The sequence below is a fragment of the Flavobacterium sp. HNIBRBA15423 genome, assembly GCF_052655965.1.
In genome coordinates this window covers 516,850-539,877 of record NZ_CP199751.1, presented here as the reverse complement: position 1 = coordinate 539,877, position 23,028 = coordinate 516,850, and the positions used below count along the sequence as shown (strand labels likewise).

Genomic DNA, 23,028 nt, shown 5'->3' with positions numbered 1-23,028 from the left:
ATTATATCTAAAAGATTTATAAATAAACTATAAAATAATACTACTTTCTCTAATTTTGCAATCTCAAAAAATCAAAATGAATCCAATTATAATTTCTTACCAACCTGAATATAAGGCTAATTTTATCGCTCTAAATACAACTTGGCTTGAAGAATACTTTGTTGTAGAACCTCACGATAAAGAAGTTTTTGAAAATTTAGAAACGTATATTTTACAACCTGGTGGTGAAATCTTCTTTTGTTTGGTTAATGGAGAAATTGCTGGAACAGTAGCAATGCAAAGAGTTGATGACATTACTTTTGAATTGGCTAAACTAGCCGTTGACAAAAAATTTCAAGGTTTAAAATTGAGCAATCTTCTTATGAATGCTTGTATTGAATTTGCAAAATCAAAAAAGGCAACCAAAATTATGTTACTTTCTAATAGAAGATTAGAAACTGCATTGAAATTGTATTTAAAATATGGTTTTGTGGAAGTCCCAATGAAAGAAAATGAGTATGCAAGAGCTAATATTCAAATGGAATTGAGTCTATAAATAATACCTTTATTCTATATTAATTTTATTTTCAGCCTTCATATTAGTTTACTAATAAATTTTACCTAAAATTAATATAAATATACGACCTATAATGTCCAATTTAATAGCAAAGATGTAACTTTACTACAAACAAAAAAAACTAAAATGGAATATTTAAAAGGCAAAAAAGCTATTATTACTGGAGGAAGTAGAGGATTAGGAAAAGCCACTGCACTAGCTTTTGCAAAAGAAGGAATTGATGTAGCTATTACTGGGCGACACGAAAAAACACTTCAAGAAACAGTTAGCGAATTACAAGCATTGGGTGTAAAAGCTACTTATGCAGTTTTTGATGTAGGTAATTATGAAGAAGTAAAAAACGGAATTAAAAAAATTATTGCTACTATTGGTGCGGTTGATATTCTAGTAAACAATGCTGGAATTGCAGCTTTTGGTACATTCAATGATATGGAAGTAAATCAATGGGCTGAAATAATTCAAACCAATGTAATGGGAATGTATTATGTAACCAAAGAAGTTCTTCCTTTCTTGATAGAAAAGAACCAAGGTGATATTATTAATGTTTCCTCAACAGCTGGATTAATAGGAAATGCAAGTACTTCAGCTTATTCAGCTTCAAAATTTGCAGTTATTGGAATGTCTGAAGCTTTGATGAAAGAAGTTCGTAAAAATAACATTCGTGTTTGCACTTTAACACCAAGCACCATTGCTTCAGATATGTCTATTGAATTAGGAATAGCAAGTAAAGATTCAACAGAAACGGTTTTACAACCAGAAGATTTTGCCGAATTAATAGTTGCAAGTTTAAAGCTACCAAGAAGAGCCATGCTGAAAGGAGCTTCACTTTGGTCTACAAATCCATAAAATAATGCTATAGAACATTTTATAATAATGCATAATTGAAAAACAATTATGCATTTTCTATTTATACTTAAATATTCTTAGATAAAGGTATTGTATAATTGAGTTACTAGACATCGTCAATCAAACTCAAAAAATATACAATTATTTATCGTAAAACAATAATTATTTATATATTTGCAGTAATAATTTATTCGTTTTATGAAAACTACTAGAATCATTTCTGTTCTTTTATTCTATTTTGTTAGAATAATTTCTATTTTTTATTTAGCTACGACTATTCATATTACTTTGTCAACAATCTTTAAATTATCTTCTCTAAAAATTTTAGAGAATAACCGTTTTGCTGTTTGTTATCCTTTTACCGAAAAGCATTTCATTTTAGGCAGCGAATACACCTTTTCCTATATTACTGAAATGATTACAATACTTACCTTTTATAGTATTTTCTTTTATTTATTGAGTAACGTATTTAAAACTTTCAAACAAACAAAACTTTTTACCCATCAAGGTGTTTTAAATTTAAAAAGATTTTATATTATAAATCTTATAATAGCACCACTATTTTTCATTATTGTAAGTATCAATTCGGGTGAAGATTATCCTTATTTTGCAATAATAGCTGCACATTGCATTATTGGAATATTTGCCTTTTTTATAGCTTCTATTTTTCAGCAAGGAGTAAATTTACAAACTGATCAAGACTTAATTATTTAAATATGCCAATTATTGTAAACATAGATGTTATGCTAGCTAAGCGCAAAATGCAAAGTAAGGAATTGGCAGAAAAATTAGGAATAACGCAAGCCAATTTATCCATTTTAAAAACTGGTAAAGCCAAAGGTATTCGCTTTGAAACATTAGAAGCTATTTGCAAAGCTTTAGAATGTCAACCAGGTGATGTTTTAGAATTTGTAACAGAATAACAACTCATTTAAATCGTTTCTTTTTTCGACAAAACAATTGTCGACAGGAATTCTTTTGCTTAAAATTTAATCAAAAAGAAATACACAAATCATCAAAATCAATCAAAAAATGAACAATTTAAAAATTAGAAATCTCCAAAAAAAGTATAAAAATGGAGTAACAGCGATTAATGATATATCGCTAGATATTACAAATGGAATGTTTGGTCTATTGGGTCCAAATGGAGCTGGCAAATCTTCCTTAATGAAGACCCTTGCAGGATTGCAAAGTCCAGATAGTGGTTTTATTTTATTTAACGATGTTAACATTACCGAAAACCCTTCTTTCATTAAAAAACAATTAGGTTTCTTACCTCAAGATTTTGGAGTTTATCCAAAAATTACTGCTGCTGATTTATTAAACCACATTGCTATCTTAAAAGGATTAACTAATAAGAAAGAACGAAAAGAGCAAATAGGTACTTTATTAGAAAAAGTAAATCTTACTTTGCATCGAAATAAAGAAGTGCATACTTTTTCTGGAGGAATGCGTCAACGATTTGGCATTGCACAAGCTTTATTAGGCAATCCGCAACTTATTATTGTTGATGAACCCACTGCTGGACTTGATCCTGAAGAACGAAATCGCTTCAATAATTTACTAAATGAAATAGGTGAAGACATTATTATTATTCTTTCGACTCACTTAGTAGAAGATGTTAAAAACCTTTGTACACAAATGGCTATTATTGAAAAAGGAACCGTTCTCGCTCAAGGAAAACCAAATGATTTTATAGATGCCTTAAATGGAAAATTATGGCAAAAAGCTATTGATAAAAAAGAGATTAGTAAGTATGAGCAAGAATACGATATTGTTTTAAAGCAATTAAACATGGGCAAATCAACTATTCATGTAAAAGCGGAAAACAAACCTGACGAGAGTTTTGAATCGATACATCCTAGTCTTGAAGATGTCTATTTTTCTATTCTAAATCAAAATAAATAATCGTATGAATACCTTATTACATTTTGAGTTACAATCTTATTTTAAGAAAATAGGATTCTACATAGTAATAGTTTTTCTAATTGGAACAGGAATACTTGCAGGCTCTACATTTTCCATTTCACTTAGTCCAGATATTTATAAGAATTCGTCCTATACGATTGCTTATATGATAGGATTTCTTAGTCTTTTAAGTATTCTTTTCACAACACTTTTAGCATCTCAAATTTTATTTAAAGAAAAAGAAGCCAATTTTAACTTGATATTATATGCAACTCCAATAACTAAAATAAACTATTTATGGAATCGCTTTATTCTAATTTTTGGATTAAGTTTCTTCTTTCTAACACTTGTCATATTAGGATTTGGAATTGGACAATCATTAAAATTGAATGAATCAAATTATTCTAATTTATATTTGTCATTTTATATTTTACCTCTCTTTTTATTTGGTTTTATTAACACTTTATTTTGTAGTGCAATAATTTGTAGCATTAGTTGGATATCTCAAAATAAATTAATGACCTATATTTCAGGTTTGTTTATTTATATTTTATATATGGTGATGTTACTCTTTTCTGGCTCTCCATTAATGGCTAAATCAATGCCACAATCGGAAGTAGCCATGAAAGCATCAGCTATTTTAGATCCTTTTGGACTTTCTGGTTTCTTTATGCAAACAAATACTTACACCATTCTTCAAAAAAACACCAACTTACTATTTCCAACTGATTTATTTTTGGTAAACAGACTAGGCACTTTAGGCATTTCAATACTTTTCTTATTTATAGCTTTTAAACTTTTTTCATTTACCACTTCTGAAAAGAATGCAAGAAAAAAGAAGTTAGAAATAAATGATTCTAAAAAAATTAGTAGTGTTAGATTAAACCCAATTTTTCCAGTTTTCAACAGAAAAACCACTCTAAAAACACTTTTATCATTAATACGGTTAGACCTTACCTACATAACCAAAAGCATACCTTTTATTTTAATTTGTTTTGGATTACTTTTTAGTGTTTCAATGGAAATCTATGGAGCTATTGAAAAAGGAATTCGATTACCTCAAAAATATGCTTCATCAGGATTAATGGCTAATACTATTATTGATAGTTTTCCTGTTCCAGGATTAATAATCATTCTTTTCTATGCACACGAAATTATTTGGAGAAGCAGAAATAGCAATTTTCACCTTATTGAAAATACAACTCCACAATACGAAAGCACTATTCTTCTCTCAAAATGGTTCTCACTCTCAATAATTATTATAACACTAAGCACGTTAATGATTTTTCTAAGTATCTTTTTCCAATTCTTGTATGATTATGTAATTTTTGATTGGAAAGCTTATTTTAGCATCTATGTTTTTGTTAGTTTCCCTTTAATTTTAAGTGCAGGATTTATTTGTATCATTCAAAAATGGATTAACAACAAATATATTGGTCTAACAATATCATCTATTTTCATCCTTATTACTGCAACTTCAATAGGAAAATCAATTTTAATTCATCCTTTACTTCGCATTCAATTACCATTCAAAGGAATCTATAGCGATATGAATGAATATGGATCATATCTTTCTGCTTTCTCTTGGCGAAATCTATTTGGCTTAACCCTAGTATTACTAATTTTTATATTTAGTATGGAGATAAAACGAATGAGATTAAGAATATTATTACCATCAATACTTTTACTAATTGTAGCCTATATTTCTGGTACAATTTTTACCAATGGCTTTGTGTTTGAAAATCCAGAAAAGAAGTTAGAAAATCTAGCTAATTACGAAAAATTATATCGAAAATTTGAAAATATTCCGCAACCTTCAATTACTGACGTAGTTACTAATGTAGCCTTATTTCCAACGCAAAACGCTTATAAAATAATAGGAACTTATACTATTCAAAACAAAACCAATCAACCTATTTATCAAATTCTGATAAATTTTGATGATGGTTTCTCTATTAAGAAAGCCATATTAAGTCACAATAAAGAAGCATATAATACAACAAATCAATATGAGATAATAAAATTAAAGAAACCCTTATTACCAAAAGAAAAGGCTCAATTTGATTTTATCTTAGCATATCAATGGTTTCCAGTTAATGGACATAAATCTTTTAATTCAATTATTGAAAATGGTTCTTTCATGCGAATTAGTCGTTATTATCCTCAATTTGGATATTTATCTGAAAAAGAATTAGAAAAAGAAGAAGATAGGAAAAAGTTTCAACTTCCAGAAACTACTCAAATCCGTAAAATTGAAGAACCAAAAGCACTTGCTGACGATTTTATCAACTTAAAAATGACTATTTCTACTGAAGGAAATCAAACAGCTATTGGCATTGGAGAACTAACTAAACAATGGAAAGAGAATAACAGAAATTATTTTGTTTATGAAACCACCTCACCTATTCCATTTCGTTTTGCTATTTCTTCAGCAAAATATGCTGTAAAAACAACTACCCATAAGGGCAGAAAAATTGAAGTCTATTATCACCCTTCACACCATGAAAATGTAGTTCATTTACTGAAAAACATCAAACTTACATTAGAGTATTGCGAAACAAATTTTAAAAAATATCCTTTTAAAACAATACGTTTCGCAGAAGTATCATCATTTACCAAAGGTTTTGCAGCCACAGCTTACCCAACTAGCGTTTTTATGACAGAAGATATAGTATTTCATACCAATATAAAAGCAGATAAACAGCAAGATGTTATTAATGAATTAGCTGGTCATGAACTATCACATATTTGGTGGGGAAACAATCAAATTAATCCAGATGATAGAGAAGGTTATACTATGTTAACAGAAACGTTAGCCATGTATACCGAATTAATGTTAGTTGAAAAAATGCATGGTAAAAAAAGAGTCATGGAGAATGTTAATTTACATTTAGGCATCTATCTCAATGAAAGAGGGTTTTCTGAAGAACAACCTTTATATAAAGTAAATCATTATGATACACATATTTGTTATTCTAAAGGATTAGTAGTTATGCATCAACTTTGTGAAATAATAGGAGAGCAAAAAATAAATTTAGCATTAAAAAATTTCCTAGAGAAAAACACTTATCCCAATCTAAACCCAATATCTACGGATTTCATTGATGAATTATATGCGATTACTGATAAAAAGCTACATTCGAAAATTGATGATTTATTCAAAAAAATAACCATATATGATTTCCAAACAGAAAACATAAGTGTAAAAGAAAAAAAGGGTTTATATGAAGTCTCTTTCAATATCCTTGCAGACAAATATTATGAAGATGGTAAAGGAAATAAAACAAAAACATCTTTCAATGACTCCGTTGAAATAGTTTTTCACTTTATAGATGGAAGTAAGAAAACGATACAAACAACTCCATTTAAAAACAATCTTGACTTTAAAATAATTTTAGATAAAAATCCACTAAATCTATATTTTGATCCTAATCAAAGGTTTATAAAGAGAACTAATGAAACTATTCCTATAAAACAATGATTTATTTATAACAGAAAAAAACAAGCAGGAATTATAGATAGAATTAAATAAATTAACCCTCAAAGTCAAAAGTGCTTTGGGGGTTAGTTTTTTACTCCAAGTTATTTTTGTTTCAGATTTAAAGTTACTTAAATTTGCATCCAATGTTTTATACTTGAAACATCAAACCAGAAACAAAAGTCAAAATGCGTATTGATATCATAACTGTTCTACCAGAATTATTGAAAAGTCCGTTTGAAGGTTCAATTATGAAAAGAGCTATCGAAAAGGAATTAGTCGAAGTACATTTTCATAATTTAAGAGATTACACTACTAATAAACAAAAGAGTGTAGATGATTATCAATATGGTGGTGGTGCTGGAATGGTAATGAACATTCAGCCTATTGATGATTGCATTACTCATTTAAAATCAGAAAGAACTTATGATGAAATCATTTATATGACACCAGACGGTTCAACTTTGAATCAAAAAATGGCCAATGCTATGTCAATGTATGAAAACATTATTATTTTATGTGGTCATTACAAAGGTGTAGATCAAAGAGTACGTGATTTGCATATTACCAAAGAAATTTCTATTGGCGATTATGTTCTGAGTGGAGGTGAAATTGGCGCTATTGTATTTTGTGATGCGATTATCCGATTGATTCCTGGTGTTTTAAGTGATGAAACTTCTGCTTTAACAGATAGTTTTCAAGACAATTTACTTTCTCCTCCAATATATACAAGACCCGCTGAATATAAAGGCATGAAAGTTCCAGATATTCTATTAAGTGGGAATTTTCCAAAAATAGAAAAATGGAGAGAACAAAAAGCATACGAACACACTAAGAATAGACGACCTGATTTGTTAGAGGATTAGTAAAAGATAACGGTGTGAAGACTTAGATTTTCATCAAAAAACAAAATAATTGATAATTGATAATTTATATTTGATAATTATTTTTTACATTTGCACCCACATTTGGATCAACCTCTAGCGAAAGACGTGTATGTTGCTCTAAATCAAACATTTATTTTATACAAAATGGCTAATTTAGTTGATTTCGTAAATAGCGAATTCGTTACAAAAAAAGATTTCCCAGAGTTCAATTCTGGAGACACAATTACTGTGTACTATGAAATCAAAGAAGGTGAAAAAACTAGAACACAGTTCTTCAAAGGGGTTGTAATCCAAAGAAGAGGTTCTGGTATGACTGAAACTTTTACAATTCGTAAAATGTCTGGTGCTGTTGGTGTTGAGCGTATCTTCCCAGTTAACATGCCAGCATTACAAAAAATTGAGGTAAACCAAAGAGGTAAAGTTCGTAGAGCTCGTATTTTCTACTTCAGAGAACTTACTGGTAAAAAAGCAAAAATTAAAGAAAAAAGAAGAAGATAATCTTCTCTTTCTGAGAATTATAAAAAAGTCGCAACAATATTGCGACTTTTTTTATACACTTTTTCAAACAAACGTAAACTTAAAAAGAAATCATTTATTTAAGTATATTTGATATACTAACCTTAAAAAACTATTGTATGAGAATAGCAACAATTATCATTCGCATCCTTTTAGGATTATTTTTACTTTTTGCATCTATCACTTACTTTTTTCCAATAGGAGAACAACCAGCTCCAACAGGTGATATGGCAACTGTTTTTACTGGATTTATGGCAACAAAATACCTAATGCCATTAGCTAAAACTGTTGAGCTATTAGTAGGTTTATCGTATGTATCTGGAAAATTTGTCAAATTATTTAATTTAGTTTTATTACCAGTATCTTTAAATATCTTATTATTAAATATTTTTCCTTCACAAGATGCTTTACCTATAGCTTTAATTTTATTTTTAGGAAACTTATTTTTAATCTATTCACATTGGAATAGTTATAAAGAAATCATAAAAGCCTAAGCTTATAAAAAAATCCAAATTCTTAAAATTTTAAGAATTTGGATTTTAAACTATTTTGAAATCTTTAGGATTATACGTGTAAAGCTCTATTATCAGTAGCAGCTAATGCTGCTTCTTTAATTGCTTCTGCAAATGTAGGATGAGCGTGAGACATTCTTGAAATATCCTCAGCACTAGCCCTAAATTCCATAGCTGTTACAGCTTCAGCAATTAAATCGGCACAACGAGCACCAATCATGTGAACTCCTAAAACCTCATCTGTTTTTGCATCTGCTAATATTTTTACAAATCCATCAGTATCACCACCCGCTCTAGCTCTTCCTAATGCTTTAAATGGAAAACTTCCCGATTTGTAAGTAACACCTTCTTCTTTTAATTGCTCTTCTGTTTTACCCACAGCAGCTACTTCTGGCCATGTATAAACCACACCAGGAATTAAGTTATAATCGATATGTGGTTTTTGTCCTGCTAAAATTTCAGCAACCATAGTTCCTTCTTCTTCTGCCTTGTGAGCTAGCATTGCTCCACGAATCACATCACCAATTGCATATATATTAGAAACATTGGTTTGTAAATGATTATTTACCTCAACCATTCCTCTATCAGTAATCTTTACACCAGCTTTATCTGCATTCAAACCATCAGTATAAGGGCGACGACCTACAGAAACTAAAGAATAATCTCCTTCTAAAGAAATAATCTCACCTTTAGTGTTTTCAGCTTTAACGGTAACCACATCACCATTTCTTTCAACTGATTGTACTTTATGAGAAACATAGAATTTCATTCCTTGTTTCTTTAATACTTTCGTCAATTCTTTAGACAAAGAGCTATCCATTCCTGGAACAATTCTATCCATGTATTCTACAACAGAAACCTGTGCTCCTAATCGTAAATATACCTGACCTAATTCTATACCAATAACTCCTCCTCCAATAATCACTAAATGTTTAGGAACTTCAGGCAACTTTAAAGCCTCTGTAGAAGTAATTACTCTTTCTTTATCTAATTTAATGAATGGTAAATTAGACGGTTTTGAACCTGTAGCAATAATAATATATTTAGATTCAATTACTTCGGAAGAACCATCTTTTTTAGATACTTTCACATGTGTAGCATCTTCAAAAGAACCTAATCCTTCAAAAACCGTAATCTTATTTTTATCCATTAAATATTTAACTCCACCTGAAGTTTGATCCACAACTGCTTGTTTACGAGCAATCATTTTCTCTAAATTAATTTTTACATCCCCAGAAACTTCAATTCCATGATCTGCAAAATGTTGTAATTCTTCATAATGATGAGAAGAAGCTAGTAAAGCCTTAGAAGGAATACAACCAACGTTTAAACATGTACCTCCAAGAGAAGCATATTTTTCAATAATCGCAGTTTTAAATCCTAATTGGGCACATCTTATAGCTGATACATATCCACCTGGACCAGACCCTATAATGGTTACATCAAATTGACTCATAATATATTATCTTTGATTTGTTTTAAAGCACAAAATTAGGAAATATAAATCCTTTTTCGATATAATTTCAATATTATTAAAGTAAAAAAGTCTGCCAAACAATGACAGACTTTTCATATTTATTCACAAAATGAATTAAATTTCTTCTTTACAAGTATATACTTGCGGGCATGCAATAAATTGAACACAATAAAATGGACCAGTTACAGAACCACTGCAAGAACATCCACATTTAGATAAATCGTAAGGACCACTAACTCCTCCTAAAATATTTTTTTGATTTTCTTTAGAAAGAACTTCTACTCCTTTAATGTTTAAAAACTTACTTTTCATGATTAAAATTATTTATTTGTTTAAGTAGCTAATATACAAAAATCAATTATTATTTAATCTAAAAATAGTTGTATTTTTTACTTCTCCAATCATAAAAGTGCTATGTGTACTACCAATATGCTGAATAGTAGTTAATTTAGTAACCATAAACTCTCTATATGCTTCCATGTCTTTTACAAAAATTTTTAAAATATAATCATAATCACCACTTACATGAAAACACTCTAAAACTTCATCTAACTTAACTACTTCTTTTTCAAATTGAGCAATCAAATCTATATTATGTTGTATTAGTTTTATATGGCAAAAAACCACAAAATTTTTCTCTATCTTTGATTTATCTAGTAATGCAACATATTTTTGTATAACATGTTCACGTTCTAATTTTTTAATTCGTTCGTAAACAGCTGTAACAGATAAATTTAACTTCATAGACAATTCTTTAGTTGTCTTTTTTGTGTCAGCTTGTAATAACTCTAATAATTTCTTATCAATATTATCTAGTTTCATTTTATTTATTTTTAATCAAAAATAACAAATTATAGAATATAAAACTATATAAAAATAGTTTTATAGTTATTTATTCTAAATAAAGCAGTTTCTATTGAAAATTAAATTAAGTTTAAACAACTTTGATAAAAATTTTAAAAAACGAAACTATGAACTCATTCAACCCAGCAGACAACATCCAAGACTTACAATATTTTGGAGAATTTGGAGGAGTAAATCCATCTATATCTGACAGTTCAACCTATACATTTCTTTCCGCAAAAACCATGTTCGATACTTTTGAAGGAAATGCAGAAGGTTGTTATCTTTATTCTAGACATTCTTCTCCAAGCAATCTTTATTTAGACAAAGCATTAGCTGCAATGGAAGGTACCGAAACTGCAAATGTTGCAGCTTCTGGAATGGGTGCTATTACCCCTACTCTGTTACAACTATGTAGCAATGGAGATCACATTGTCTCAAGTAGAACAATTTATGGAGGAACTTATGCTTTTTTGAAAAATTTTGCTCCTAGAATGGGTATTCAAACTTCATTTGTTGATATTACCAAAATAGATATAGTTGAAGCAGCCATAACTCCAAATACTAAAGTCATATATTGTGAAACTGTTAGTAATCCTTTATTAGAAGTTGCAGATTTAGAAAGTCTATCAAAAATTGCAAAAAAGCATAATTTAAAACTAGTTGTAGATAATACTTTCTCCCCTTTATCAGTTTCTCCAATACAATTAGGTGCTGATATTGTTATTCATTCTCTTACAAAATACATTAACGGAAGTAGTGACACTGTAGGTGGTGTTATTTGTGCTTCTCAAGAATTTATAAATGATTTAAAAAATGTGAATTCTGGTGCTAGTATGCTTTTAGGACCAACAATGGATAGTATGCGCAGTGCAAGTATAATGAAAAATTTACGAACCTTACATTTAAGAATTAAACAACATAGCTATAATGCAGCCTATTTAGCTGAAAAATTTGAGCAAGACGGACTTAAAACAGTTTATCCAGGCTTAAAAAGTCACCCAAGTCATGAAGTTTACAAAAACATGATTAATCCAGAATATGGTTTTGGTGGAATGATGACTATAGACGTAGGTTCTCTAGAAAAAGCAAATGAATTAATGGAATTAATGCAAGAAAGGAATCTAGGTTACTTAGCGGTAAGCTTAGGATTTTACAAAACGTTATTTAGCGCACCAGGAACATCAACTTCTTCAGAAATACCTTTAGAAGAACAAAAAGAAATGGGCTTAACAGATGGATTAATTCGTTTTTCAATAGGTTTAGACAATGATATTGAAAGAACGTATCAAATGATGAAAATGTGTATGAAAGAATTAAACATTTTATAATAAAATACTAATTACATGTTATAAAATCCAATTACAAATCTTGTAATTTGGATTTTTTTTATCTTTGAAAGAAAGTACTTTAATGAAAAAGACAATTCTATTCCTTTGTTTCTATTATACATTATTCACTTACTCACAACAAGATTTTAAAATCTATGATATAATCAATAAAATATCATCTGAAAGAATAAAAAATGACATTACTACATTAGCCAATTTTGGTACAAGAAATACATTTAGCGATACTATTTCTAAAACTAGAGGAATTGGAGCAGCAAGAAGATGGATAAAATCTGAATTTGAATCTATTTCAAAAGAATGCAAAAATTGCTTGGATGTTTTTTACCAAAAAGACTATGTAACCACAAATGATGGAGAGCGTATTCCAAAAGACACTTGGATTGTAAACGTAGTTGCCGTTCAAAAAGGAACAAAATATCCCAATCGATTTATTATAATGAGTGGTGATATTGATAGCAGAAATTCAGATACAATGGATTTCACAGTAGATGCTCCTGGAGCAAATGACAATGCTTCTGGAATGGCTGGAACAATTGAGGTTGCCAGAGTACTTTCAAAATATCAATTTGAAAACAGCATCATTTATTTAGGTCTTTCAGGAGAAGAGCAAGGATTGTTTGGAGGAAAAGGATTTGCTAATTATGCTAAAGATAAAGACTGGGAAATTATAGGAATTCTAAATAATGATATGATTGGCAACATAGAAGGAGTTGATGGTGTAATCGACAATCGAACTTTTAGAATATTTTCTGAGCCAACACCCGCTAATGAAACAGAAAAAGAACGAAACATGAGACGTTTCTATGGTGGAGAAGTTGACGGAATATCAAGGCAATTAGCTCGTTATATAGAAAGAATAACAAAAATATACATGCCAGAAATGAACCCGATGATGATTTACAGACTGGATCGCTTTGGAAGAGGTGGTCATCATCGTCCTTTTAATGACTTAGGCTTTCCTGGAATTCGAATTATGGAAGCGCATGAAAATTATAACCGTCAACATCAAAATATTAGGGAAGAAAACGGCGTAAAATATGGTGATGTTTTAGAAGGAGTAAATTTTGAATATGCAAAAAAGCTCACTACAGTGAATGCAATTAATTTGGCATCATTAGCTTGGGCACCACCAGCTCCAAAAAATGTACTAATAGGTGGAATTGTAAAACCTAATGTAAAATTAAAATGGGATAAAAATGAAGACGAAAGCATATTAGGCTATAAAATATACTGGAGATTAACCACTTCTCCTCAATGGGAATTTAGCCGATTTGTAGGTCTAGTTAATTCTTTTGAATTAGATGGAATTGTAATAGATAACTATTATTTTGGTGTAGCAACAGTTGGTAAAAATGGTCATGAAAGTCCCGTAGTATTTCCTAATGACATCATAAGAGACACATTTAGAAAAAGATAGCTTTTAAATCTTATTAATTAACAAACCAAACTCCTATATATTAGTATTTGTTCTTTGAGAATACTAACACTTTGGCTATATTGCGTCTTCAAATAAAAATAAATGGACAAAAAAATTATAAAAAATAAAGAATTAAATATTTGGGAAGCACTAATTCCAGTTATAGCATTAGTTACAATGTTAGGCTACAATGTATATGTATTTGGAGACAGCGCATTAGGAGGAAGCAATCAATTTATTTTATTACTAGGTGCGGCAGTGGCTGCAATTGTTGGTTTTTTCAACAAAATATCCTTCAAAAATATGATGGACGAAGTAGCAGAAAATATTAAATCTACTACTGGAGCAATACTTATCTTATTAATGGTAGGAGCTTTAGCAGGCACATGGCTTGTTAGCGGTATCATTCCTTCAATGATATATTATGGTTTACAAATATTAAGTCCAGCTATCTTTTTACCAGCTACATTAATTATTTGTTCAGTTATTTCAATTGCAACTGGAAGTTCATGGACAACATCAGCTACGGTAGGAATTGCTTTAATTGGTATTGGTGGTGCTCTAGGCTTTCCAGTAGGAATGGTAGCAGGAGCCGTAATTTCAGGAGCCTACTTTGGAGACAAACTATCACCAATGTCTGACACTACAAATTTGGCTCCAGCAATGGCAGGAACTGATTTGTTCACACATATTAGATATATGACGTTAACTACGATACCAACTTATGTCATATCACTAATTTTATTTATAATACTAGGCTTGACTGTTGAAACAACAGGAATAGCAGATTCTTCTTTATTATTAGCAGATATTCAAAAATCATTCAATATAACTCCTTGGTTATTTCTAGTACCAGTAATTGTTATTGGGCTAATCATTAAAAAAACCGAACCCCTAGTTGCATTATTAGTAGGTATATTATTAGCAGCTATTTTCGCAATTATTTTTCAACCAGAAATTATTTTAATGCTTTCTGGAGGAGAATCTTTGAATTTTACGAATGCATATAAAGGTGTATTAAATGCTATCACTACAGATTCAGTAATTCCAACTAACAATGAAACTTTAACCGATCTTTTTAAATCTGGAGGTATGCAAAAAATGTTAGGTACTATTTGGCTAATCTTATGCGCTATGGTTTTTGGAGGAATAATGGATGCTATTGGAGCTTTATCAAGAATTAGTCAAGGTTTATTAAGTTTAGCTAAATCTACTTTAGGGCTATTTGCTTCCACTGTAGGAAGTTGTTTAGCTTTAAATATTACAGCTTCTGATCAATATTTAGCAATTGTTGTTCCAGGAAAAATGTTTGCAAAAGCATATGCCGATAAAGGATTAGCACCAGAAAATTTAAGTAGAACATTAGAAGATTCTGGGACTGTAACTTCTGTTTTAATTCCATGGAATACATGTGGAGCATATCAGTCAGGAACTTTAGGTGTTGATACTTTAGATTATCTTCCTTATGCCTTTTTTAATATTTTAAGTCCGTTTATGACCTTAATTTTTGCTGCATTCAATATTAAAATAAAACAATTAGTTTCTACTATTAAAAAATAGATACACTATAATCAAAATCTATTTTTAAATAAAAATTAACCATTACTTAAAAGAAGTAGTGGTTTTTTTATTTGTAATTTTGAGAAACAATCAATTGATTCTAAATGCATTTATCAACAAACAATAAATTAATAATAAAACCAACAAAATTATGGAACATTCAAACGACTTAAGTAAATGTCCTTTTCATCAAAAAGAGGATATTATAAAAGCAGGGACAAACAATCAATATTGGTGGCCAGAATCACTTAACTTAGACATACTCCATCAACAGGACACTAAAACCAATCCTTTAGGAGAAGATTTTAATTATGCGGAAGAATTTAAGAAAATAGATTTAGAAGCATTAAAAACAGATTTAAAAAATTTCATGACAGAAAGTCAAGATTGGTGGCCTGCAGATTGGGGTCATTATGGTGGTTTAATGATTCGTATGGCATGGCATTCTGCAGGAACATATAGAGTTTCAGATGGTCGAGGTGGAAGTAATACAGGAAACCAACGATTTGCTCCTCTTAATAGCTGGCCAGATAATGCAAGTTTAGACAAAGCTCGAAGATTACTTTGGCCAATTAAAAAGAAATATGGAAATAAACTTTCATGGGCAGATTTAATGATTTTAGCTGGAAACATGGCATATGAATCAATGGGACTAAAAACTTTTGGCTTTGCAGGTGGTCGTGAAGACATTTGGCATCCAGAAAAAGATATTTATTGGGGTTCTGAAAAAAAATGGTTAGCGGAAACCAAAGAAAGATATGATAGTGATGAAAAAAGAGAGTCATTAAACAACCCACTAGCTGCTGTTCAAATGGGTTTAATTTATGTAAATCCAGAAGGAGTTGATGGAAAACCAGACCCATTAAAAACAGCAATTGATGTGCGTACCACTTTTAAACGCATGGCTATGAATGATGAAGAAACCGTTGCTCTTACAGCAGGTGGACATACAGTAGGTAAAGCACATGGAAATGGAGATGCTTCAATTCTGGGAAGAGAACCAGAAGCTGCTGAATTACACGAACAAGGATTTGGTTGGCATAATCCTACAAGAACAGGTATTGGTGCAGACACAGTAACTAGTGGACTTGAAGGTGCTTGGACAACTAATCCAACACAATGGGACAATGGATACTTTTATTTATTATTTACTTATGATTGGGAATTAAAGAAAAGTCCTGCTGGTGCTTGGCAATGGGAACCAATCAATATTAAAGAAGAAGACAAACCTATTGATGCTTTCGATCCAACGAAAAGAAACAATCCAATCATGACTGATGCTGATATGGCTATGAAAATGGATCCCATTTATAGAGAAATCTCAGAGCGTTTTTATAAAAACCCTGATTATTTTACAGATGTTTTTGCAAGAGCATGGTTTAAATTAACTCACCGTGATTTAGGTCCAAAAAATCGTTACCTAGGATCTGATGTTCCAAAAGAAGATTTGATTTGGCAAGATCCAATTCCAAAAGTTGATTATACGCTATCAGATTCAGAAATTGAAGAATTAAAAGAAAAATTACTAAATAGCGGTTTAACAAGATCTGAATTAATCAATACCGCTTGGGATAGTGCTAGAACTTTTAGAGGTTCCGATTTTAGAGGCGGAGCAAACGGGGCAAGAATTCGATTAGCTCCTCAAAAAAATTGGATAGGAAATGAACCAGAAAGATTACAAAAAGTTTTAAATACCTTAACTCAAATCCAAACAGGTTTAACTAAAAAAGTTAGTATAGCAGACTTAATTGTTTTAGGAGGAAGCGCTGCAATTGAAAAAGCAGCTCAAGAAGCTGGCATTTCTATCAAAGTTCCTTTTCTAGCTGGGAGAGGCGATGCAACAGATGAAATGACAGATGCGGAATCATTCTCAGATTTAGAACCAACTCATGATGCTTTTAGAAATTGGTTAAAAAAGGAATACTTAGTAAAACCGGAAGAATTAATGCTCGATAGAGCGCAATTAATGGGATTAACTGCTCCTGAAATGACAGTATTGTTAGGAGGAATGAGAGTATTAGGGACAAATCATGGTGGAACAAATCATGGCGTTTTTACAGATAGAATAGGTGTTTTAAGTAATGATTTCTTTGTTAATCTAACTGATATGAAATATTCTTGGAAACCAACTGGTAGAAACTCATACAACATTGTAAATAGAAAAACTGGAGAAACTAAATGGACTGCTACACGTGTTGATTTAGTTTTCGGTTCCAATTCTATCTTAAGAGCTTATACTGAAGTATATGCACAAGATGATGCAAAAGAAAAATTTGTTAAAGATTTTGTCAAAGCATGGGTAAAAGTCATGAATTCAGACCGATTTGATGTATAAAGCATATAAATAAGTGAGATATGTAAAATTTTAAATACCACCTAATTAGGTGGTATTTAAATATATGAATAAATTATAGCTATAATATTAAATTATAAGCAAAAAAAACGTTAATATATTGTAAGAAATATATGCATAATTATTATCTATTACTCAATAAAAACAAACCATCTAATCAATCCATAAATGACAATTGATTTTGTAATTTTGAATTATTAAATTAACATTAAAAATTATTTAACTTATGTCATTAGTAGGAAAGAAATTCCCAAACATTACAGTTGATGCAATCTCGGAAATGGGAGATAATTTAAGAATCAACGTATTAGAAGAAGCTACAAAAAACAACAAAAAAGTTTTACTGTTTTGGTATCCAAAAGATTTCACTTTTGTATGTCCAACAGAATTACATGCTTTCCAAGCTGCTTTAGGAGAGTTTGAAAAAAGAAACACTATCGTTATTGGTGCATCTTGTGACACTAATGAAGTACATTTTGCATGGTTAAATACTCCAAAAAACAATGGTGGCATTGAAGGAGTAACTTACCCATTACTTGCTGACACAACAAGAAATTTATCTGCAGCTTTAGACATTCTTGATGCTGAATGGGTTTATGACGAAAATTTAGAAGAAGAAATACTAGAAGGATCAAATGTAACATTTAGAGCTACTTATTTAATTGACGAAGAAGGTAAAATTTTCCACGAAAGTGTAAACGATATGCCATTAGGTAGAAATGTAAACGAATATTTACGTTTAATTGATGCTTATACTCACGTTCAAACTAAAGGAGAAGTTTGTCCTGCTAACTGGGAAGAAGGTAAAGATGCAATGAATGCAGACCGTTTAAGTACAGCTGCATATTTGAGCCAAAACTAACAATAACAAAAAACAATGTCAAAATCAACATCACTAATTTAAAACATTATTGTTGTTGATTTTGACATTGTATTTTAAATTTTAAAATATGTTTACAGAAATAGAACAAGATAATTTATCAGAAATCATTAATACAAATAATATTGTAGTTGTACAGTATTCGGCTTCATGGTGTGGTAACTGTAGAATTATGAAACCAAAATTTAAGAAATTAGCTTCAGAAAATGAAAACATTCCTTTTTTAATGGTAGATGCTGAAAATTTTCCTGAATCTAGAAAATTAGCTAAAGTTGATAATTTACCCACATTTGCTACCTTCAAAAATGGAGTTTTAGTAAACCAAACTCAAACTAACAAAGCCGAAGTATTAGCCGAATTAGTGAGTGAAGTAATCTAACTGGTTTATTAGATTTATCGATTATTCGAATAATCCAAAATTCAAAAAATCTAAAATCCAAAAAAAAATGAAATTACCTGTTATAAAACAGTTGACGCAATTCATTGAAGACAATGATGCAGATTATTTAGTTGAAACTATTGAAGTCTTAGAAAACCTAACAGAAGTGAGTTCATTGAAGGATGAAGAACTTGATGTTCTAGGTGAATTAATATCTAATATGTATGGAGCATTAGAAGTTCATAAAATGACAAAAGAAGGAAAAGATAAAAAAACCGCTTTGAATGATTTTATGAAACGCGTACTTGGTTCTATTGATAAAGAATAAACTCTCATTATTGAGAGTTTTTTTTTATCTTAGTTCTAATGGAAATTATTATCATATCAATTGTTGCATTTGCAACTGCTATTCTCACTTTTTTTTCAGGTTTTGGACTTGGCACTATATTAACACCTGTATTTATGGTCTTTTTTCCTGTTGAAATAGCTATTGCACTTACTGGAATTGTTCATTTTTTCAATAATATTTTCAAATTATTTATTGTAGGTAGAAATTTTGACAAAGATGTAGCATTTCGTTTTGGAATACCTGCGATTATTTTTGCTTTTATTGGTGCTTTTCTATTATTACAAATTCCAAATATGGAAGCAATTTATAGCTATTCATTATTTGGGAAAACATTTCAAATTTTCCCTTTAAAACTAATTATTGCTACACTACTTTTATTTTTTGCAGTAATTGATTTGATTCCTTATTTTAAAAAATTAGAATTTAGCAAGAATAAATTACCTATTGGTGGAGCTTTAAGTGGTTTTTTCGGAGGACTTTCTGGTAATCAAGGAGCATTGCGAAGTGCTTTCCTTATTAAAGCTGGTCTATCTAAAGAAGCATTTATTGGCACAACCGTTATTATTTCATGTTTTGTAGATTTTACAAGACTAAGCGTGTATTCTTCAAAGCTAATAAAGATAAACTTAACTGATAATTTATCATTATTAATCTCTGCTACTTTAGCCGCTATGTGTGGAGCTTTTATTGGCAACAAATTATTAAAAAAAGTAACCTTACAATTTTTACAAATTACTGTTGCAATAATGTTGGTATTCTTATCAATAGCATTAGGATTGGGTTGGATATAATTTAATTAAAAATACAGCATTATATTTTATGTGATAAAATATAATGCTGTATTTAAAAAAAAAATTAACTAATTCAAAAAATAACTTTACTGTTTTACAATTTTACAAGTTTTTAATCCTAATGAACCCCTAAATTGAACAAAATAGATTCCAGAACTAAGAGTAGAAGTGTTAATTACAATCTTTGTATTATCATTAAAATTTCTCTCCTCTAAAATTTGACCTGCACTATTCATCATTAAAAGAGTTTCAAAAGAATCTTTATCTTTAATCTCAATAATTACTTCCTCATTTATAGGATTTGGATAAATTTTAAACATATCATCTGTTACTATCTTACTTTCCGTTAAATTTTCTGGCATTCTAGCACTATTACTAGTACAACTACCTAGAATAAAATTCATTTTATCATTAACTGTATTACTCTCACCTCCAGTTGGTAAGCTATAAGTATAATAGAAATATGCTGTTTGCCCTACGTTTAGATTTATCTTAAAAGGCACATTTGGTTGAACTAAATAACCAGGGTACGTTCCATTAAGAGTTGTATTGTAATATAAAATAAGTACACTATTACCCACACCAACTCTATTAGGAACAAAAGTTATATATGACTCATTAGAATCATTTGTTATTACAGCATTAAAATCTCCATTAGCTGTGACTCTTGTACAAGAATCTGCTGGAGGCGGTGGAGTTTGAGATGCTTCCGTAAATGTAAATTGTTCCCAAGTGTCTTGCGATTCTATTCCAACTTGTTTTAAAATACCAGCACTTGTCATTTGTAATCTTCTGAGGTTACTAGCAACAGTAGTAAGGTAAAATTTTCCATTCCCTGCTGGTGTTATTTCCCATCTTTCCCATGTACCATCATAACTTGATGGTTGCATATCTGTAAAATCTGAATTATCAGAACGTAATCTTGGATTTGTTTGTCCTCCAACACAATCTATATAATAAGTATTATTTGATGCTGCTGTAAATTTCCATTCTACTGTTGATCCTGTTGTAGTTATTGCTGTACTAAAAGGATTTTCTGAACCATTAGCACCAATTCTTTTATTATGGAAAGGATTGTTAATATAATATGTTTTATTTTCATCTGGTGTAAAAGTTGCCACTGTATTTACAGTTACAGAAAAAACTATACTACTTGTTGTTCCACAATTATTAGTAAAAGTAGCTGTATAATTGCCCGCATTACTTGATTGAACATTTGAAAGTGTTATTTCTCTTGTTGTAGCTGAAAAATTATTGGGTCCAGTCCAAGACCAATTTCCTCCAGTTGTAGGTTGTGGACCAAAAACAACACTATCACCTGATTGAAGTGAAACCGAAGTATTTGAAACCCAACTTTGTCCATTAACATTATAATATGGAGTAATTGGAGTTGGTTGACAAACTGAAGGATTACCATCAATCCAAGTAATGTCATCTATAGCAAACTGAAAATTATTCGTAGGAATAGCTCCATCACTTCCTATACGAAATAGATAAGACATATCTTGAAAAGCTACTAATCCTCCTAAATCACTTATTGGAATTGTAACTTCTCCCCATTCTCCATTCCTTACTAAACCGTATTTTGTTTGTCCTGCAGGAAATTTCACTTCAGCACTATTTGTATAATTATCATTAATTCCAATTAAAAAAGATACATCAGCTGGAATTTTTATTTTAAATTTCAACGAACCATTATCGCTATAATTAGACATATTTTTACCAAAAAGACTAATTATTCCTGCTCCAAACCAACCTTTAGTTTTATCATTTGTAAATAACAATACATTTGAACCTTCATAAGGTGATGTTACAGTATTAGCTACTAAAGTCTCTCCAAAAATGTAAAATTCTGAATCAGTACCAAATGTTAGTTTATTAGTTGTAGGTGTGTCATCTGTATAAACACCAAAAGTGCCTGTTTCTGCCACAATAGAACCATCTGACAAAGTTACGCTTCCATGACCGTTCCATTTGTGTACACGAACATAATCAACATACATTTTCCCAGGCAAAGGAGCACTAATCCCGTTGTTTGAAGTTACTCCTGGTAATGAACCTCCAACAGCTAAATTCATCAACATATAAAAAGGCTTAGTAAAAGGAGTTGTATTAGGATTATTAACATCTATTGGAAATGGATTTTCATATAAATCATACTCCGTATTTCCATCAACTACAGTAAAGCGAATTTGAGTTGGCTCCCAATAAATTCTATATTTTACAAAACGATCGTTTAAAGGTGTTGTAGCCACATAAGGTTTGTTATAATTTACATCATAAGCAATATTTCCTACTCCACCTCCTGGTGTGGGGAAAAAAGCATTAGCTCCCACATAATTATTAGTTGTCGAACTAGTTTCTCCTTGAATATCTCTAGCAGCTTGACTAAACCCCATTTCCATCATATCAATTTCCCCTTTCGTTGGCCATGTTAAGTTTGCAGTTCCTAACATCCAAACTGCTGGCCATAAGCCTTGAGTTAGATTTGGTACTCGGACACGCACTTCAATCATTCCATAATGAATAGCCACTTTATTATCGCTATTTATTTTTCCAGATGTAAAACCTCTTGAACCTGAAACTTCATTTTTAGCTTCTAGCACTAAAGCTTTATTTCCTGCTTCACTAGGAATATCAGCTACATAAACATTATTAGCTTCATAGGATTGTAACTCTTGGTTTCCCCAACCACATAGTCCAATATTGCATCCGTCACCAATATCCTTTGTCCATAATTGATTATTAAATGTATTGAAATTATCTTCCCAAATAACTGGACCAATTTGCGCATTTAGCACATAAGAAGAGGATAAAAAAAGAAAAAGAGGAAAAACATATTTAATAAAACTCTTTGAGCTTATTGATGCTGTATTACTTCTAATAAATAGACTTAAGTTTTTGTTTATTTTCATGTTTAGTAT

Annotated in this window: 21 protein-coding genes; 17 read left to right on the top strand and 4 right to left on the bottom strand. The window is 30.3% G+C overall.

Features of this window, described 5'->3' with window-relative positions; genetic code table 11:
• Window positions 1-76 precede the first annotated feature (76 nt).
• From ACULEV_RS02285 to ACULEV_RS02245, 9 genes are all read left to right on the top strand, one after another.
• Window positions 77-535, top strand: coding sequence for a GNAT family N-acetyltransferase (locus ACULEV_RS02285; protein ID WP_445457072.1), 459 nt, complete (start codon window positions 77-79; stop codon window positions 533-535).
• Window positions 536-682: 147 nt separating this feature from the next.
• On the top strand, window positions 683-1,402 hold the full coding sequence (locus tag ACULEV_RS02280) for a 3-ketoacyl-ACP reductase (RefSeq protein ID WP_445457071.1): 720 nt from the start codon (window positions 683-685) through the stop codon (window positions 1,400-1,402).
• 198 nt (window positions 1,403-1,600) lie between these two features.
• Window positions 1,601-2,116: a DUF2975 domain-containing protein gene (locus ACULEV_RS02275; RefSeq protein ID WP_445457070.1), complete on the top strand. Its 516-nt coding sequence runs from the start codon at window positions 1,601-1,603 to the stop codon at window positions 2,114-2,116.
• Between the two features lie 2 nt (window positions 2,117-2,118).
• Window positions 2,119-2,325, top strand: coding sequence for a helix-turn-helix domain-containing protein (locus tag ACULEV_RS02270; protein WP_445457069.1), 207 nt, complete (start codon window positions 2,119-2,121; stop codon window positions 2,323-2,325).
• 109 nt (window positions 2,326-2,434) lie between these two features.
• The gene (locus ACULEV_RS02265) at window positions 2,435-3,310 is read left to right on the top strand and encodes an ABC transporter ATP-binding protein (protein WP_445457068.1); all 876 of its coding nucleotides are present in this window, start codon (window positions 2,435-2,437) and stop codon (window positions 3,308-3,310) included.
• Between the two features lie 4 nt (window positions 3,311-3,314).
• Window positions 3,315-6,791, top strand: coding sequence for a M1 family aminopeptidase (locus ACULEV_RS02260; protein ID WP_445457067.1), 3,477 nt, complete (start codon window positions 3,315-3,317; stop codon window positions 6,789-6,791).
• Window positions 6,792-6,976: 185 nt separating this feature from the next.
• Window positions 6,977-7,654 carry a tRNA (guanosine(37)-N1)-methyltransferase TrmD gene (trmD, locus tag ACULEV_RS02255; RefSeq protein ID WP_445457066.1) on the top strand — a complete coding sequence of 226 codons (678 nt, stop codon included), beginning with the start codon at window positions 6,977-6,979 and terminating at the stop codon, window positions 7,652-7,654.
• 165 nt (window positions 7,655-7,819) lie between these two features.
• Entirely contained in the window at window positions 7,820-8,173 is a 354-nt protein-coding gene (rplS, locus tag ACULEV_RS02250; protein ID WP_445457065.1) for a 50S ribosomal protein L19, read from the top strand.
• Window positions 8,174-8,310: 137 nt separating this feature from the next.
• Entirely contained in the window at window positions 8,311-8,685 is a 375-nt protein-coding gene (locus ACULEV_RS02245; RefSeq protein ID WP_445457064.1) for a DoxX family protein, read from the top strand.
• A gap of 70 nt (window positions 8,686-8,755) precedes the next feature.
• On the opposite strand, the gene lpdA is transcribed toward ACULEV_RS02245, so the two are convergent.
• The 3 genes from lpdA to ACULEV_RS02230 form a co-directional block, all read right to left on the bottom strand.
• A complete protein-coding gene (gene lpdA / locus ACULEV_RS02240; RefSeq protein ID WP_445457063.1) occupies window positions 8,756-10,159 on the bottom strand; it encodes a dihydrolipoyl dehydrogenase in 1,404 nt (467 codons plus the stop codon).
• Between the two features lie 135 nt (window positions 10,160-10,294).
• On the bottom strand, window positions 10,295-10,492 hold the full coding sequence (locus ACULEV_RS02235; protein WP_445457062.1) for a hypothetical protein: 198 nt from the start codon (window positions 10,490-10,492) through the stop codon (window positions 10,295-10,297).
• A gap of 42 nt (window positions 10,493-10,534) precedes the next feature.
• On the bottom strand, window positions 10,535-11,002 hold the full coding sequence (locus ACULEV_RS02230) for an Lrp/AsnC family transcriptional regulator (RefSeq protein ID WP_445457061.1): 468 nt from the start codon (window positions 11,000-11,002) through the stop codon (window positions 10,535-10,537).
• A gap of 149 nt (window positions 11,003-11,151) precedes the next feature.
• Between ACULEV_RS02230 and ACULEV_RS02225 the strand changes: the two genes are divergently transcribed.
• The 8 genes from ACULEV_RS02225 (at window position 11,152) to ACULEV_RS02190 (ending at window position 20,104) form a co-directional block, all read left to right on the top strand.
• Window positions 11,152-12,354: an aminotransferase class I/II-fold pyridoxal phosphate-dependent enzyme gene (locus ACULEV_RS02225; protein WP_445457060.1), complete on the top strand. Its 1,203-nt coding sequence runs from the start codon at window positions 11,152-11,154 to the stop codon at window positions 12,352-12,354.
• Window positions 12,355-12,436: 82 nt separating this feature from the next.
• Window positions 12,437-13,792 carry a M28 family peptidase gene (locus tag ACULEV_RS02220; RefSeq protein WP_445457059.1) on the top strand — a complete coding sequence of 452 codons (1,356 nt, stop codon included), beginning with the start codon at window positions 12,437-12,439 and terminating at the stop codon, window positions 13,790-13,792.
• A gap of 102 nt (window positions 13,793-13,894) precedes the next feature.
• Entirely contained in the window at window positions 13,895-15,352 is a 1,458-nt protein-coding gene (gene nhaC, locus ACULEV_RS02215) for a Na+/H+ antiporter NhaC (RefSeq protein WP_445457058.1), read from the top strand.
• Between the two features lie 151 nt (window positions 15,353-15,503).
• Entirely contained in the window at window positions 15,504-17,687 is a 2,184-nt protein-coding gene (gene katG / locus ACULEV_RS02210) for a catalase/peroxidase HPI (protein ID WP_445457057.1), read from the top strand.
• Window positions 17,688-17,931: 244 nt separating this feature from the next.
• Complete coding sequence (locus ACULEV_RS02205; RefSeq protein ID WP_445457056.1) at window positions 17,932-18,567, top strand: peroxiredoxin; 636 nt, start codon at window positions 17,932-17,934, stop codon at window positions 18,565-18,567.
• An 88-nt stretch (window positions 18,568-18,655) separates the two neighbouring features.
• Window positions 18,656-18,964 carry a thioredoxin family protein gene (locus tag ACULEV_RS02200; protein WP_445457055.1) on the top strand — a complete coding sequence of 103 codons (309 nt, stop codon included), beginning with the start codon at window positions 18,656-18,658 and terminating at the stop codon, window positions 18,962-18,964.
• Window positions 18,965-19,031: 67 nt separating this feature from the next.
• Window positions 19,032-19,292, top strand: a complete 261-nt coding sequence (locus ACULEV_RS02195; protein WP_445457054.1) for a DUF6952 family protein — start codon at window positions 19,032-19,034, stop codon at window positions 19,290-19,292.
• A gap of 38 nt (window positions 19,293-19,330) precedes the next feature.
• Window positions 19,331-20,104: a sulfite exporter TauE/SafE family protein gene (locus ACULEV_RS02190; RefSeq protein ID WP_445457053.1), complete on the top strand. Its 774-nt coding sequence runs from the start codon at window positions 19,331-19,333 to the stop codon at window positions 20,102-20,104.
• An 86-nt stretch (window positions 20,105-20,190) separates the two neighbouring features.
• Here ACULEV_RS02190 and ACULEV_RS02185 read toward each other — a convergent pair whose 3' ends face one another.
• Window positions 20,191-23,019: a family 16 glycosylhydrolase gene (locus tag ACULEV_RS02185; RefSeq protein WP_445457052.1), complete on the bottom strand. Its 2,829-nt coding sequence runs from the start codon at window positions 23,017-23,019 to the stop codon at window positions 20,191-20,193.
• Window positions 23,020-23,028: the final 9 nt, after the last annotated feature.

Excerpts from the sequence above, each read along its gene's own strand:
- ACULEV_RS02275 (WP_445457070.1), top strand. The coding sequence starts at position 1,601 with ATGAAAACTACTAGAATCATTTCTGTTCTTTTATTCTATTTTGTTAGA.
- ACULEV_RS02200 (WP_445457055.1), top strand. The coding sequence starts at position 18,656 with ATGTTTACAGAAATAGAACAAGATAATTTATCAGAAATCATTAATACA.
- ACULEV_RS02220 (WP_445457059.1), top strand. The coding sequence starts at position 12,437 with ATGAAAAAGACAATTCTATTCCTTTGTTTCTATTATACATTATTCACT.
- lpdA (WP_445457063.1), bottom strand. The coding sequence starts at position 10,159 with ATGAGTCAATTTGATGTAACCATTATAGGGTCTGGTCCAGGTGGATAT.
- ACULEV_RS02245 (WP_445457064.1), top strand. The coding sequence starts at position 8,311 with ATGAGAATAGCAACAATTATCATTCGCATCCTTTTAGGATTATTTTTA.
- ACULEV_RS02270 (WP_445457069.1), top strand. The coding sequence starts at position 2,119 with ATGCCAATTATTGTAAACATAGATGTTATGCTAGCTAAGCGCAAAATG.
- ACULEV_RS02265 (WP_445457068.1), top strand. The coding sequence starts at position 2,435 with ATGAACAATTTAAAAATTAGAAATCTCCAAAAAAAGTATAAAAATGGA.
- ACULEV_RS02260 (WP_445457067.1), top strand. The coding sequence starts at position 3,315 with ATGAATACCTTATTACATTTTGAGTTACAATCTTATTTTAAGAAAATA.
- ACULEV_RS02280 (WP_445457071.1), top strand. The coding sequence starts at position 683 with ATGGAATATTTAAAAGGCAAAAAAGCTATTATTACTGGAGGAAGTAGA.
- ACULEV_RS02185 (WP_445457052.1), bottom strand. The coding sequence starts at position 23,019 with ATGAAAATAAACAAAAACTTAAGTCTATTTATTAGAAGTAATACAGCA.
- ACULEV_RS02205 (WP_445457056.1), top strand. The coding sequence starts at position 17,932 with ATGTCATTAGTAGGAAAGAAATTCCCAAACATTACAGTTGATGCAATC.
- rplS (WP_445457065.1), top strand. The coding sequence starts at position 7,820 with ATGGCTAATTTAGTTGATTTCGTAAATAGCGAATTCGTTACAAAAAAA.
- trmD (WP_445457066.1), top strand. The coding sequence starts at position 6,977 with ATGCGTATTGATATCATAACTGTTCTACCAGAATTATTGAAAAGTCCG.
- ACULEV_RS02225 (WP_445457060.1), top strand. The coding sequence starts at position 11,152 with ATGAACTCATTCAACCCAGCAGACAACATCCAAGACTTACAATATTTT.
- ACULEV_RS02285 (WP_445457072.1), top strand. The coding sequence starts at position 77 with ATGAATCCAATTATAATTTCTTACCAACCTGAATATAAGGCTAATTTT.
- ACULEV_RS02195 (WP_445457054.1), top strand. The coding sequence starts at position 19,032 with ATGAAATTACCTGTTATAAAACAGTTGACGCAATTCATTGAAGACAAT.
- ACULEV_RS02190 (WP_445457053.1), top strand. The coding sequence starts at position 19,331 with ATGGAAATTATTATCATATCAATTGTTGCATTTGCAACTGCTATTCTC.
- katG (WP_445457057.1), top strand. The coding sequence starts at position 15,504 with ATGGAACATTCAAACGACTTAAGTAAATGTCCTTTTCATCAAAAAGAG.
- ACULEV_RS02230 (WP_445457061.1), bottom strand. The coding sequence starts at position 11,002 with ATGAAACTAGATAATATTGATAAGAAATTATTAGAGTTATTACAAGCT.
- ACULEV_RS02235 (WP_445457062.1), bottom strand. The coding sequence starts at position 10,492 with ATGAAAAGTAAGTTTTTAAACATTAAAGGAGTAGAAGTTCTTTCTAAA.
- nhaC (WP_445457058.1), top strand. The coding sequence starts at position 13,895 with ATGGACAAAAAAATTATAAAAAATAAAGAATTAAATATTTGGGAAGCA.